Here is a 13,125-nt window from a genome sequence, read left to right as displayed (position 1 = left end):
GCGGGCAGGGGCCAAAGGTCCCGGTGACGCGAGCGGCGCGGCGGGCCTCGGACCAGGGTCACGGGATTCACTCGTGCGGCACGACCGCCACCGGGCACGGTGCGTGATGGACGGCAGCCTGGACCACATGGCCGATACGCGGCGCCAGCACATGCAGCTTGTGCCGGCGGCCGACGGCGAGCAGCCCGCCGCCCGCCGCCCCGGTGAGCAGCGCGTGCGCCGGACTCTCCATCTCGACACGGTCGTCCACGGGAACCTTCGGGAACCGCTCCCGCCACGGACGCAGCACCTCGGCGAGTTCCATCCGCGCGTCCTTCGCCGCGATCTCCGCGATATACGGCTCCACGCCGCCGCCCCGGTTGTACGCATGCGCCGGAAGGTGCCTGCCGTGGACGGCGCGCAGGGTGACCCCACGCCGTGCGGCGGTCTCGAAGGCGTACGCCATCAGGGCTTCGCAGGGGTCCTTCAAGGCCACCCCGACCACCACATCGCGGTCCTTCTCCGACGGCAGGGGGGCCTGCGGGGCACGTACCAGCACCGTGGGGATGCCGGAGCGGGCCACCGTCTGGAGAGCGACTTCACCGATGACATAGCGCGCCATGGCGCCCAGCTCCCGGGAGCCGAGGACCAGCAGGTCCGACTCCCCGGCGGCGTCCGTCAGCGCGTCCAGCGGGTCCTTGGCCACCAGTGCCTCGTCCACCGGCAGATCCGGGTGACGGGCCCGGACCGTCTCGCGCGCCTGATCCATGATCCGGTGGGGCCAGTAGTTCTGGTCCGCGTCGTCCGGACGGTGCGCGTGCTCCGGCGCGAGCATCACCCATGCGTGCAGCAGTTGCAGCCGGGACTGCCGCAGCCGGGCTTCGTGCGCCGCCCACAGGACGGCGGACAGCGACTCGGGGGAACCGTCCAGACCGACGGTGACTACGTCCTTCAGGGACTCGCTCATGGCTCGCTCCGTTTCTCCCGGCGGTCGCGGCCCGGTCTGTCGCAGCCGCGCGCCTACCTCCAGAAGATCGGATCCATGACGGTCGCGACATGAGCCACTCGGCCCCATCGGGCGGCCGGCGGGCCCGTGAACCTGCGGACTCCGGCGCTGCGCCTCAGCCCAGGCCGGGGATCCCCGAGATGACCAGATCGATGAGTTTGATGCCCACGAACGGGGCGATGAGGCCGCCGAGCCCGTAGCGGGTGAGGTTGCGGCGCAGCAGGTCATGGGCGGAGGACGGGGTGTAGCGCACACCGCGCAGGGCCAGCGGGATCAGCGCGATGATGATGAGCGCGTTGAAGATGATCGCCGAGGTGATCGCCGAGGTCGGGCTGTGCAGGCCCATGACGTTGAGTGCGGAGAGGCCCGGATAGGCGCCCGCGAACATCGCCGGGATGATCGCAAAGTACTTCGCGACGTCATTCGTGATCGAGAAGGTCGTCAACGCGCCCCGGGTGATGAGGAGTTGCTTGCCGATCTCGACGATCTCGATGAGCTTGGTCGGGTTGGAGTCGAGGTCGACCATGTTGCCGGCCTCCTTGGCGGCCGAGGTACCGGTGTTCATCGCCACCCCGACGTCCGCCTGTGCCAGCGCGGGCGCGTCGTTCGTGCCGTCACCCGTCATCGCGACCAGCTTGCCGCCCTCCTGCTCCTGCGTGATCAGGGCGAGCTTGTCCTCGGGTGTCGCCTCCGCGAGGAAGTCGTCCACCCCCGCCTCCTGCGCGATGGCCTTGGCCGTCAGCGGGTTGTCTCCCGTGATCATCACCGTTCGGATGCCCATCCGCCGCAGTTCGGCGAAGCGTTCGTGGATGCCGTCCTTGACGACGTCCTTGAGGTGGATGACGCCGAGGACCCGAGGCCCGTACCGGTCGTGTACCGCCACCAGCAGCGGGGTGCCGCCGGACGCCGCGATCGCGTCGGTGAACAGCCGGGCCTCGGGCGGCACTTCGCCCCCGCGCATCGCCACCCAGTCGATGACCTGGGCGGCCGCGCCCTTACGAATCGCCACTCCGGTCCCGTCGGCCCATCGCAGATCGACACCGCTCATCCGGGTCTGCGCGCTGAACTCGACATAGCCGGCATGTTGCAGTTCCCCCTCGGCGGGCTGCCGCAGCCCGTACTTACTCTTCGCGAGGACGACGACGGAGCGTCCCTCCGGCGTCTCGTCCGCCAGGGAGGACAGCTGGGCGGCGTCGGCGAGTTGCAGCTCGTCGAGGCCGGGCAGCGGGACGAACGCCACCGCCTCGCGGTTGCCGAGGGTGATGGTGCCGGTCTTGTCGAGGAGCAGGGTGTTGATGTCGCCGGCCGCCTCGACCGCGCGGCCCGACATGGCCAGGACGTTGCGCTGGACGAGCCGGTCCATGCCGGCGATGCCGATGGCCGACAGCAGCGCGCCGATCGTCGTCGGGATCAGGGTGACGAGGAGCGCCACGAGCACCGTCGTCGACTGGTCCGCGCCCGCGTACGACGCCATCGGCTGCACGGTCACCACGACCAGGATGAAGACGATGGTGAGCGCGGCGAGCAGGATGTGCAGCGCTATCTCGTTCGGGGTCCGCTGCCGGGTCGCGCCTTCGACCAGCGCGATCATCCGGTCCAGGAAGGACTGCCCGGGGCGCGAGGTGACCCGTACGACGAGGCGGTCCGACAGCACCGTGGTGCCGCCGGTGACGCCGGACCGGTCGCCGCCCGACTCGCGGATGACCGGGGCGGACTCGCCGGTGACCGCCGACTCATCGACCGCGGCCACGCCGTCGACCACATCGCCGTCCGCCGGGATCAGCTCGCCCGCCTCGACCAGGACGAAGTCGAAGGGCTGCAGATCGACGGCGGCGACGGTCTCGGTCTCGGCGCCGCGGAGGTCGATGCCGACCCGCCAGTTGTTGCGCAGCCGCCGGGCGACGGTGTCGGTACGTGTCCTGCGCAGCGTCTCGGCCTGCGCCTTGCCGCGGCCCTCGGCGACCGCCTCCGCGAGGTTGGCGAAGATCACCGTCAGCCAGAGCCAGCCGCTGATCACCCAGGCGAAGACGGACGGGTTGAGGAGGGCGGAGAGCGTGGTGAGGACCGAGCCGCAGGCGACGACGAACAGTACGGGGTTGGTGGCCAGCGCCCGCGGATGCAGTTTGCGCAGCGCCTCGGGGAACGACGTCAGCAGCGCTTTCGGATCGAACAGCCCGCCCGGACGGCGCCGTCGGCGTCCCCGGCCCCCTGGCGCCGGAGTACCCGGCGGAGGCGCGGTCGCCGCCGGATCCGTCGCGGTCATCGGCGCCGTGGAAGCGTGGGGAGGGGCGGGAAGCATGGGGAGACCTTCTGGGAGAGCGGCCGCCGGCGGGTGCGAGCGGCCGGACGGGTCGACGGATGGCTGATTCGCCGCCGAGCGGCCCTGCCGGCGCCTGGGCCCCGGCGCCGACAGGGCTCCTCAGGGACGCGGCGGTGAGACGTCGCGCTGAGGGAAATCTATGGCCCGGCGGGTCGATGGATGTCGTCCTGCGCGCGGTATTTGCGCCTCTCTTGCGCCTCTCTTACGGGTTCGCTGCGCGGTGCCCGCCAACACACGGGCACCCCATCGGCCCCGGGCCCAGCGCAGCGAACCCGTGCGAGGACGCGCCGTCGCTGGCACAGTGAAGACGGGGTGCTGAGCACAGGAGGCGGATTGCCATGCCGGCCACTGGCCCCACCGCTGCGGCACGGGGTGCGCCGTGCTGGGTGACCTTGATGACGCACGATCTGCCGACCGCGCAGGATTTCTACACGGAGGTCCTCGGCTGGCGCTTCCGGCCGGGCAGTCTGGGGGTGGAGTTCTCCATCGCGCTGGCCGACCGGCAGCCGGTCGCCGGGATCGGGGCGCTGTCGCCCAGCTGGCAGGTGGCGGTGGCCTGGATGCCGTATTTCTCCGTGGACAGCGCGGACGAGACCGCGTCCCGGATCCTGGAGCGCGGCGCCACGGTCGCGGTCGGCCCCCTGGAGGTGGGCGACGGACGCGCCGCCATCGCCGCCGACCGCGACGGAGCGGTCTTCGGACTGTGGCAGGGCCAGACCCTGTCGTGGGCCATCGGGAACGGTGGCGCGCCGTCCTGCCTGGAACTGCGTACCCGCGACGCCTTCGACGCCGCCATCTTCTACGCGGAGGTCTTGGGGTGGGCATCCGGACAGCCGGGCTCGTGCACTGTCACGTATGAGCACGACGAGGTGATCGTGCGCGACGGTAAGCAGACCGTGGCCGCACTCCGTGGCGGGGGCGTCGAAGCCGCACCGGACCCGCACATCCGGCCCCGCTGGCATGTCCACTTCCCCGTCCAGGACATCGAGAAGGTCACCGCGGCCGCCGTGACAGCGGGTGGCATGGTCACGCCCGTGACCCCGGCCGTGGACAGCACGGGATGCCAGGCAGTCATCCGCGACCCGGACGGGGGCCTCTTCACGGTCTCGACTCCGCAGGAATACGGGCTGTAGGGGGTACGGGCGGGAGGGGTACCGGCGGGAGGGGAACGCGCGCGCAGGGACTGCGGCACGGCACACCCAGATGCCTGTCTGCCCGCTTCTGCGACGCTCCCACGGCGTTCTGCGGCCCGCTCTTGCGCCACGGTTCGTCCGGCCGTCCCGTGGGCGGCCGGAGGCCGCAGCGCGGCCGCCGCTCTCAGTCGCCGGGTTCGGGCGTGATGTGGACCGCGGCCTCTTCCGCCGACGCGGCCCCGCCGTCTATTCCGACATCACGCGCGATGACGTCGTTGCTGCTGCCCATCGGGAATCCCTGGTCCGAGCCCACAATCCGCCCCGCACGCCGGTCACCGACCTCCTCGTCCACCGGCTCACCGTCACCGCCGGGCTGGTCGCCGATACCGTCGTCATCGGCCACGCCGACATCCGGCAGTTCTTTGGCCAGCCGCTCATCGAGGGTTTCGCCGTCGTGCTGTTCCCGCGCGGTGGTCCCCGAGTGATTCACCACGAAGGGTCTTTCGGGTGGTGAGTAACCTTCGTCGAGTATCTGATCTAGCCCCGGCTCATCGAGGGCATTTTCCATGTCCAGGTCGTCGGGGTTGTCCTGCGGATCGGATCTGGACGGCTGATATACCTCATCGCCCATCGCGTCGTCGGACATGGCCGCTCTCCTTCTGCGGTGCGATCGTGGGCTCAGACTGCCTGCCGAGTCCGTGCGGAACGCTGAAGATCTCGGCGTCCTTCACCTGGTCAACATTCTCGTCCACTTACCCACCGCGCGGTAATCCAGCGGCCGGCGGGCTCGACGGAAAGCGTCCGCGTCCTGTCCCGCCGCGCCTGGCGGAGGCGGGCCGCATCCGGGGACGGACCGGCCCCGCCGGCCGGGCTGCCGGCGTCGGCCGCATGGGTGGCGGCCACGCCGGTCCTTCCCCAGTCAGGGGCTACCACGTGTCCGGAGTCGTCAGCCGCGGCGCTCCTCGGTTCCGAGCCCCAGGGACTCGGCGATGCTCTGCACGTTGCCGTACTGCTCGTTCTTCGGGAGCCGCTCGGCCAGTGCGACCAATTCGTCCGGAGCGTTGTTGCGCCGGAGCGTGGCGATGATGGTGTTCTTTCCTGCCGGGTAAACGCTCCGGCCGAGGTGCTGAGCGAGCTCGGAACGCACGCCGACATCCTGAGCGGTCATGCCGCGCGGCGCGGCGCCCGTGAACACCGTGTCGGGATTCCGGCGTGCCACCAGCGGTTCCGCGCCTGCCGGTTGGAGATCCCGCTCTTCCTCCGCCCGCACCGACCGGTCTCCTGCCAATTCTCCCCGAAGCTGTTTCTTCAGCAGGTCGTCCCGGGCCGGGCCGATCTTCTCCGTACCGTGTTCCATGGCCATTTCTGCCCTCCAGGGTTACGCGCCCCTACTAGGCCGGGCACCGTCGCACCGCTCAGGCTCCACTGTCATGACGGAGTGCCCTGTGCATTACGGAGTGCCCCTTATCCCTCCGCAATAACAGTCCGGCAGCGGAGATTCAACGGCTGGTACGGAGGTGGTTCGGCCGCACACGGTACGTGACCGAAGTTTGCCGATTCCCGGAATTCCTGATCGGGGCCGGAGAACGGATTTCGGAGGCCGGAGCGCGGGTTCGCGCGGCCGAAGAGCTATCGTGATCACCGCGGTTTCCCCGGGAAGGAAAGGGGACCGCGGTGTCCTCAGGGAGAGCCCGGATCCCAGTGCTGAACGAACCCACCGGTCCCGATCGCGGTGCCGATGCCCAGGCCGCTCTCCGGGTGGCCGCACCGCGGCGCGAGCTGCTGCGCGGCCAGTGGCCGGTGCTGGGCGTCGTGGCGCTCGGCGGTGCGCTGGGGGCATCCGCGCGCTACGGGGCGTCGCTGCTGTGGCCGACGGCCGGCGGCTCGTTCCCCTGGACCACCCTCCTCGTCAACGCCGTCGGGTGTGCCGTGATCGGCGTCTTCATGGTGGTGATCACCGACGTATGGGCCGCCCACCGCCTGGTACGCCCGTTCTTCGGCACCGGCGTCCTCGGCGGGTTCACCACGTTCTCCACCTACGCGGCGGACATCCAGCACCTGGTGACAGAGGGCCGCGCCCGGACCGGACTGGCCTATCTGGCCCTCACGCTGTTCACGGCACTGGCATCTGTGTGGATCGCGGCGACGCTGACCCGTCGCGCCGTTGAGTGGAGGCAGCAGTGAAGACCACCGGCCCGGCCCTGCGTGCGACGATCCTCGTCGGCGAGAACGACACCTGGCATCACAAGCCCGTGTACACCGAAATCGTGCACCGGGCGCACAAGGCCGGGCTGTCCGGGGCCTCGGTCTTCCACGGCATCGAAGGATTCGGCGCCTCGTCCATGATCCACACCAGCCGGCTGCTCTCGCTGAGCGAAGACCTCCCGGTCGCCGTCGTCCTCGTCGACAGCGAGGAGCGTATCCGTGGCTTCCTTCCGCAGCTGGACGAGTTGCTGGGGGACGGTCAGGGGGACGGCCTGGTCGTCCTCGACGCGTGCGAGGCCATCCGGTACGGGCGTGACAAGGAGACGCGGTGAACTGGCTGTTGGTCATCGCCGGCGCGGCGGTCGGCGCGCCGCTGCGCTACCTCACCGACCGCACCGTCCAGGCACGGCACGACACGGTCTTCCCCTGGGGCACCTTCACCGCCAACGTCGTCGGGTGCCTCGTCCTGGGCCTGATAACCGGCGCGGTGACCAGCGGGGCCGCCGGCTCCCAGGTCCAACTGCTCCTGGGCACCGGCTTCTGCGGAGCACTGACGACCTACTCCACCTTCTCGTACGAGACCCTGCGCCTCGCCGAGGACGGCGCCCGCTTCTTCGCCGCGGCGAATGTCGCGGCGAGCCTGGCGGCGGGGCTCGGCGCCGTCTTCGCGGGCGCGGCGCTGGCCGAGGCGGTGTGGACCTAGGGGTTGACCATCGGACGGGGCGGCCCCAGCCTCCTGCCGATGACCTTGCGTACGCGCATCGGCCGCGCGTACCACCCCCCTTCCCCCGCACGGCGGAGCACCACCGACCTGAGGTGCGATGCGCCGATGCGGCCGCGGACGGCAACGTGGTGATCGGCCGGGAATCCCCGGCCACAACGCCACCTTCCGTTGGAGGAAGCAATGCCTCGTGTTCGCGTTCGTCGCCCGTTCGTCGCCGCCGCCATGGCCCTCACCGTCGGCGCGGCGACCGCGCTGACCCTCGGCACGACGGGCGCTGCCACCGCTGCCGAGAACGCCGCCGGAACGGGGGCGCACGCCACCCGGCACACCACCGAAGAACCCTTGCTCAAGGGATCCGCCAAGCTCAAGCGCCAGCCAGGCGACAACGTCCACTTCACCATCGACGCCCACGGATTCGCCGACAAGGCACGCGGCACCTTCTACGTCAGCCATTACTTCGGCAAGGACTGGGGCGGCTATTTCAAGGGCCGCATCGACTGCCTGCTGACCGGCGGCCCGGTCGCCGTCGCCACCGGCGTCGTGTCCGAGTCGCACTTCAAGAACACACCGGGCATGCCGGAGATCGGCGACCTCAAGGGCAAGCGATTCGGCTTCACGGTGCTCGACGACGGCAAGAAGGACCGACTGGGCTACAGCTGGGCCGTGGACGGCCTGCCGAAGAACAGCGTCGGCAAGTGTGAGAGCACCGCCCCGATCGAGACGTTGGAGAAGGGCGACTACAAGGTGCATCACTGGATGCCGTCGCGTGAGGCGGCCAAGCGCTGAGCCGCTCGCCGATTCCGATCGCCCGCGCTGGTCAGCGAGTTGACCGGCGCGGGCGTCGTAAGGACGGGCGAGCCGCGGACTACGCCGCCGGGGCGCCGCCGGTGCCCGCGACTTCCTCCGGGCGCAGCAGGGCGGCGAGCCGGTCGGCTGGCAACAGGCCCTTTTCCAGCACCAGTTCGGCGACGCCGCGCCCCGTGGCGAGCGCTTCCTTGGCGATGGCGGTCGCGGCGGTGTAGCCGATGTGCGGGTTGAGGGCGGTGACCAGGCCGATGGAGTTCTCCACGGTCGCGCGGAGCGTCTCGGTGTTGGCGGTGATACCGGAGACACACCGCTCGGCGAGCGTACGGCAGGCGGCTCCGAGGTGGGTGATGCTCTCCGAGAGGGAGTGCAGGATGACGGGTTCGAAGGCGTTGAGCTGGAGCTGGCCCGCCTCGGCGGCCATGGTGATGGTGACGTCGTTGCCGATCACCTCGAAGGCCACCTGGTTGACGACCTCGGGAATGACCGGATTGACCTTGCCGGGCATGATGCTCGAACCCGCCTGGACCGGCGGCAGGTTGATCTCCGCGAATCCCGCACGCGGGCCGGAGGAGAGCAGCCGCAGGTCGTTGCAGCTCTTGGAGAGCTTGACGGCGATGCGCTTGAGCACGCCGGAGAGATGGACGAACGCCCCGCAGTCCTGGGTGGCCTCGACGAGGTTGGCCGCGGTGACCAGCGGCATACCGGTGATCGCGGCGAGGTGGCGGCGGGCCGCTTCGGCATAGCCCTTGGGGGCGTTGAGGCCGGTGCCGATGGCGGTGGCGCCGAGGTTGATCTCATGGATGAGGAGGACGGCCTCGGCCAGCCGGCTCTGGTCCTCCTCCAGCATCACCGCATACGCGGAGAACTCCTGGCCCAAGGTCATCGGCACGGCGTCCTGGAGCTGGGTGCGGCCCATCTTGAGGATGTCGCGGAACTCCTCGGCCTTGGCGGCGAAGGCCTCCCTCAGGACCGTCATCGCATCGAGCAGTTCCCGGACGGCGATGACCGTGGCGACCTTGACGGCGGTCGGGTAGACATCGTTCGTCGACTGGCTGAGGTTGACGTCCTCGTTGGGGTGCAGCCGGGTGTAGTCGCCCTTGCCGTGGCCCAGGATCTCCAACGCCCGGTTGGCGATGACCTCGTTGGCGTTCATGTTCGTCGAGGTTCCGGCGCCGCCCTGGATGACGTCGACGACGAACTGGTCGTGCAGCCGGCCGTCCTCCCGGATCTCCCGGCAGGCGGCGGCGATGGCGGCGGCCTTCTCCGGGGCGAGCAGTCCGAGGTCCTCGTTGGCCCGCGCGGCGGCTTCCTTGACGGCCGCGAGCGCGTTGATCAGGTGCGGGTAGGCGGCGATCGCCGTACCCGTGATGGGGAAGTTCTCCGAGGCGCGCAGGGTGTGGACGCCCCAGTAGGCGTCGGCGGGTATGTCGCGGTCGCCGAGCAGGTCGTGTTCGCGGCGGTGGCCGGCAGTCATGACGCAGGTGTTCCTTTTGTGAGGTGGTGCGGGTGGGGTGGGGCTGAGCGGGGTGGGCTCTCGGGAGGGGCCGGTGGTGTCAGGCGATCGCGGAGACCGGCGCAGCGAGCGCGCCTGCCGCCTGCAGTGCGCCGACCGCCGCGCCGCCCCCGATGACCGGTGTGGCGGCGAATTCGGTCAGGATCTGCGGATCGACTCCGCACCGGGCGAGGGCCGCGGCCGTCACCGGCATCCGGGCCCGGTCGGCGCCGTCGGCGATCTTCACGCCGACCGCCCGCCCATCCGGCAGCGCCGCGATCTGCACGCCCTCGAAGCCGTCCTTGGCGAGCAGACCGGGCAGCGCGCGCGTCAGCCGGGCGACGTCCCGTCCCTGCCCCGAGACCATCTCCGGGTGCGCGCGCATGGCCTGCGCGACCCGGCCCTCGTCGGTGTCGGGGGCGGCCGTCGCCAGCCGGGCGGCGGCCCGGGTGAGGCCGTGCAGCGATACGGAGAACAGCGGCGCACCGCAGCCGTCGACGGTGACCCGGGCGATGCCCTGGCCCGTGAGCTCCTCCACGGTCGCGGCGATCTCCCACTGCAGCGGATGCCCGGGGTCGAGATAGTTCTCCAGGCGCCAGCCCCGGGTCCGGGCCGTCATCAGCATGGCGGCGTGCTTGCCCGAGCAGTTCTGCGCGAGCCGGGTGGGCCCGAGGCCGCGCCGGAGCCACGCGTCCCGCTCCGCGGCGCCGTACGGCAGATCGGGGACATTGCGCAGGTCGTCCTCGGTCAGCCCGGCGGCGTCCAGAATCCGCCGGGCCGTCGTCTGGTGCCGTTCCTCGCCGGAGTGGCTGGCCGCGACGAGGGCCAGCGACTCGTCGTCCAGCGGCGGCAGCCCCGCGCGCAGCAGCCCGACCGCCTGGACCGGTTTGAGCGCCGAGCGCGGGTAGAACGCGGCCTCGATGTCGCCCGCCTGGAACTCCACGCTGCCGTCCGCCGCCAGCACGACGACCGAGCCGTGATGGACGCCCTCGACGACGCCTCCGCGTACGACATGGGCGACCGGAACATGGGCCGGTTCGCGGATGACGGGCGGCTCGCCCGAAACGCGGCGCGGCAGGGTGGTGTGACTCATCATCAACTTTCGGTGTTCGCTTACGTGATGCCGGGCTCGCCGGTTCGGCGAGCCCGACTACTTGATGCCCTGAGCTACTTGATGCTGCTCTCGGCGCCGTCGTGCGCAGCCGCGTCCCGCAGGGCCCCGACCCGGCGCCGTACCAGGAACCAGCCGCCGACCAGCGCGGCCACGATCACCGGCAGACACTGCACGGTCGTCCGGCCGGCCCCGCCGTCCGCCCACATCAGCACCAGCACCGAGGCGAGGAAGACCAGCGTGACGATCTCGGTCCACGGGGAGCCGGGGAGCCGGTAGCCGGGGCGGACGAGCTGCCCGGCCTGCGTCTTCCGCCAGAAGAGCAGATGACAGATCATGATCATCGCCCAGGTGCTGAGGATGCCGATCGCCGCGAAGTTCAGCACGATCTCGAACGCCTCGCTCGGCACGACGTAGTTGAGCCCCACGCCCAGCACACAGACGCCGGAGGTGAGCAGGATGCCGCCGTACGGGACATGACTGCGGCTCATCACGCCGGTGAACTGCGGCGCGGACCCGGACATCGCCATGGAGCGGAGGATGCGGCCCGTCGAGTAGAGGCCGGAGTTGAGGCTGGACATCGCGGCGGTCAGGACCACCAGGTTCATCACGCCGCCCGCCGCGGGCACCCCGACGTTGGACAGCACGGTCACGAAGGGCGACTCGTCGGCCGAGTACGCGTTCCAGGGCAGCAGCATCGCCAGCAGGACCACCGAGCCGACGTAGAAGACGGCCACCCGCCACATGATGGAGTTGATCGCCTTGGGCATGATCTTCTCCGGCTCCGCGGTCTCACCCGCGGTGACGCCGACCAGCTCGACCGAGGCGTAGGCGAAGACGACGCCCTGGATGACCAGCAGCATCGCCAGCGTCCCGGTGGGGAAGATGCCGCCGTTGTCGGTGATCAGCGAGGGGCCGGGGGAGTGGCCGGCGACCGGGTGCTGGGTGACCAGTAGGAAGATGCCGATCAGCATGAAGACGACCAGTGCACCGACCTTGACGATCGCGAACCAGAACTCCAGCTCGCCGAAGATCTTCACCGATATGAGGTTCACGGTCAGCACGACCGCCAGTGCGATCAGCGCGATCACCCACTGCGGGACATCGGAGAACATGCCCCAGTAGTGCGTATAGGTGGCCACCGCCGTGATGTCGGCGATCCCGGTGGTCGCCCAGTTCAGGAAGTACATCCAGCCCGCGACGAACGCCCCCTTCTCGCCGAGGAACTCCCGCGCGTACGACACGAACGCCCCGGAGGACGGCCGGTGCAGGACCAGCTCGCCCAGGGCACGCACCACGAGGAAGGCGAAGACACCGCAGACCGCGTACGCCACCGCAAGCGACGGACCGGCGCCGGCGAGCCGGCCGCCCGCGCCGAGGAACAGCCCGGTGCCGATCGCCCCGCCGATCGCGATCATGTTGACGTGCCGGGACTTGAGGGACTTGCTGTACCCGGCGTCGCCGGCGTCGACATGCCCGCCGGTCCGCTGCCCTTCCTGCTGCCCTTCCCGATGCTCCTGACGCTCCGCCTTCTGGAGGGATTGCTCACTCACGCGTGGTGCTCGCCTTCTTCGGAGGGGTCCGTGCGGTGTGCCGACCGCACGATGGTGGTCAGCGTCGATTCGACGCGTGCGAGGTGGTGCGTCATGGCATCGACGGCGTCCTGCTCGGAACGGTCGACCAGCGCCTCGACGATCGCCCGGTGCTCCCGGTTCGACTGCTCACGCCGTCCGCCGAGCTCGTTGAGGAACGCCGACTGCCGGGCCAGCGCGTCGCGGATTTCCTCGATGACCCGGCGGAAGACCGGGTTCCGGGCTGCCTGGGCGACGGCCAGATGGAAGAGGGTGTCCATCGCCACCCATGCGGTGGTGTCGGTCTCCTGCTCCATCCGCTCCAGCAGGTGAGTGAGGTGGTCCAGGTCCTCGGGGGTACGGCGCACCGCCGCGTACCCGGCCACCGGGATCTCCACATGGCGGCGTACCTCCAGGAGGTCGCTGGCCGCGTAGTCGCCGAAGGTCGGATCCTCCGACGGGCCCTGGGACACGACGAAGGTGCCCTTGCCGGTACGGGAGACCGTGAGCCCCATCGTCTGGAGGGCCCGCAGTGCCTCGCGGAGCACGGGCCGGCTCACTTCGAGGCGCCGGCAGAGCTCCGCCTCCGAGGGGAGTTTGTCCCCGACCGCGTACTCGCCCCGCTCGATGGCACCGCGCAAATGGGTCAGCACTGCTTCCATCGCACTGATCCGCCGGGGCACACCACCGGCTGTCTGGCTGTCTGACAGGTTCACCCGGGGATAGTGGGACGCCCGGGGGAGTGCTGTCAAGGGGTGTGACGTGGGGCGACGTGGC

At 70.4% G+C, this 13,125-nt stretch carries 13 protein-coding genes; 5 read left to right on the top strand and 8 right to left on the bottom strand.

What is annotated here, in order from left to right; genetic code table 11:
• Positions 1 to 67: 67 nt before the first annotated feature.
• Both AB0I10_RS15715 and kdpB read right to left on the bottom strand, forming a co-directional pair.
• Positions 68 to 946, bottom strand: a complete 879-nt coding sequence (locus AB0I10_RS15715) for a universal stress protein (RefSeq protein WP_363153005.1) — start codon at positions 944 to 946, stop codon at positions 68 to 70.
• Between the two features lie 154 nt (positions 947 to 1,100).
• Positions 1,101 to 3,248 carry a potassium-transporting ATPase subunit KdpB gene (gene kdpB, locus AB0I10_RS15710; protein WP_363153004.1) on the bottom strand — a complete coding sequence of 716 codons (2,148 nt, stop codon included), beginning with the start codon at positions 3,246 to 3,248 and terminating at the stop codon, positions 1,101 to 1,103.
• Between the two features lie 452 nt (positions 3,249 to 3,700).
• Between kdpB and AB0I10_RS15705 the strand changes: the two genes are divergently transcribed.
• Positions 3,701 to 4,438 (top strand): VOC family protein, encoded by a 738-nt coding sequence (locus AB0I10_RS15705; RefSeq protein ID WP_363153003.1) that lies wholly within the window; start codon positions 3,701 to 3,703, stop codon positions 4,436 to 4,438.
• Positions 4,439 to 4,622: 184 nt separating this feature from the next.
• Here AB0I10_RS15705 and AB0I10_RS15700 read toward each other — a convergent pair whose 3' ends face one another.
• Both AB0I10_RS15700 and AB0I10_RS15695 read right to left on the bottom strand, forming a co-directional pair.
• Positions 4,623 to 5,084 (bottom strand): DUF5709 domain-containing protein, encoded by a 462-nt coding sequence (locus AB0I10_RS15700; protein WP_363153002.1) that lies wholly within the window; start codon positions 5,082 to 5,084, stop codon positions 4,623 to 4,625.
• 300 nt (positions 5,085 to 5,384) lie between these two features.
• Positions 5,385 to 5,801: a DUF2795 domain-containing protein gene (locus tag AB0I10_RS15695; RefSeq protein WP_363153001.1), complete on the bottom strand. Its 417-nt coding sequence runs from the start codon at positions 5,799 to 5,801 to the stop codon at positions 5,385 to 5,387.
• A gap of 341 nt (positions 5,802 to 6,142) precedes the next feature.
• Between AB0I10_RS15695 and crcB (AB0I10_RS15690) the strand changes: the two genes are divergently transcribed.
• From crcB (AB0I10_RS15690) to AB0I10_RS15675, 4 genes are all read left to right on the top strand, one after another.
• Complete coding sequence (gene crcB, locus AB0I10_RS15690; protein WP_363153078.1) at positions 6,143 to 6,622, top strand: fluoride efflux transporter CrcB; 480 nt, start codon at positions 6,143 to 6,145, stop codon at positions 6,620 to 6,622.
• The gene (locus AB0I10_RS15685; RefSeq protein WP_363153000.1) at positions 6,619 to 6,975 is read left to right on the top strand and encodes a DUF190 domain-containing protein; all 357 of its coding nucleotides are present in this window, start codon (positions 6,619 to 6,621) and stop codon (positions 6,973 to 6,975) included. Before crcB (AB0I10_RS15690) ends, AB0I10_RS15685 begins: the two co-directional genes overlap by 4 nt.
• A complete protein-coding gene (gene crcB, locus AB0I10_RS15680) occupies positions 6,972 to 7,346 on the top strand; it encodes a fluoride efflux transporter CrcB (RefSeq protein WP_363152999.1) in 375 nt (124 codons plus the stop codon). The genes AB0I10_RS15685 and crcB (AB0I10_RS15680) overlap by 4 nt, the downstream gene beginning before the upstream one ends.
• 201 nt (positions 7,347 to 7,547) lie before the next feature.
• Positions 7,548 to 8,153 carry a hypothetical protein gene (locus AB0I10_RS15675; RefSeq protein WP_363152998.1) on the top strand — a complete coding sequence of 202 codons (606 nt, stop codon included), beginning with the start codon at positions 7,548 to 7,550 and terminating at the stop codon, positions 8,151 to 8,153.
• A 79-nt stretch (positions 8,154 to 8,232) separates the two neighbouring features.
• Here the strand turns inward: AB0I10_RS15675 and aspA are convergent, their stop codons facing one another.
• From aspA to AB0I10_RS15655, 4 genes are all read right to left on the bottom strand, one after another.
• A complete protein-coding gene (aspA, locus tag AB0I10_RS15670; protein ID WP_363152997.1) occupies positions 8,233 to 9,648 on the bottom strand; it encodes an aspartate ammonia-lyase in 1,416 nt (471 codons plus the stop codon).
• Positions 9,649 to 9,727: 79 nt separating this feature from the next.
• Positions 9,728 to 10,762, bottom strand: coding sequence for an asparaginase (locus tag AB0I10_RS15665; RefSeq protein ID WP_363152996.1), 1,035 nt, complete (start codon positions 10,760 to 10,762; stop codon positions 9,728 to 9,730).
• A 71-nt stretch (positions 10,763 to 10,833) separates the two neighbouring features.
• On the bottom strand, positions 10,834 to 12,330 hold the full coding sequence (locus AB0I10_RS15660; protein ID WP_363152995.1) for an amino acid permease: 1,497 nt from the start codon (positions 12,328 to 12,330) through the stop codon (positions 10,834 to 10,836).
• Positions 12,327 to 13,064 (bottom strand): FadR/GntR family transcriptional regulator, encoded by a 738-nt coding sequence (locus AB0I10_RS15655; protein ID WP_363152994.1) that lies wholly within the window; start codon positions 13,062 to 13,064, stop codon positions 12,327 to 12,329. Before AB0I10_RS15655 ends, AB0I10_RS15660 begins: the two co-directional genes overlap by 4 nt.
• Between the last annotated feature and the right edge of the window lie 61 nt (positions 13,065 to 13,125).

Source organism: Streptomyces sp. NPDC050636, assembly GCF_040654775.1.
In the GTDB taxonomy this organism is placed as follows: domain Bacteria; phylum Actinomycetota; class Actinomycetes; order Streptomycetales; family Streptomycetaceae; genus Streptomyces.
This window is presented reverse-complemented; position numbering and strand designations above follow the sequence as displayed.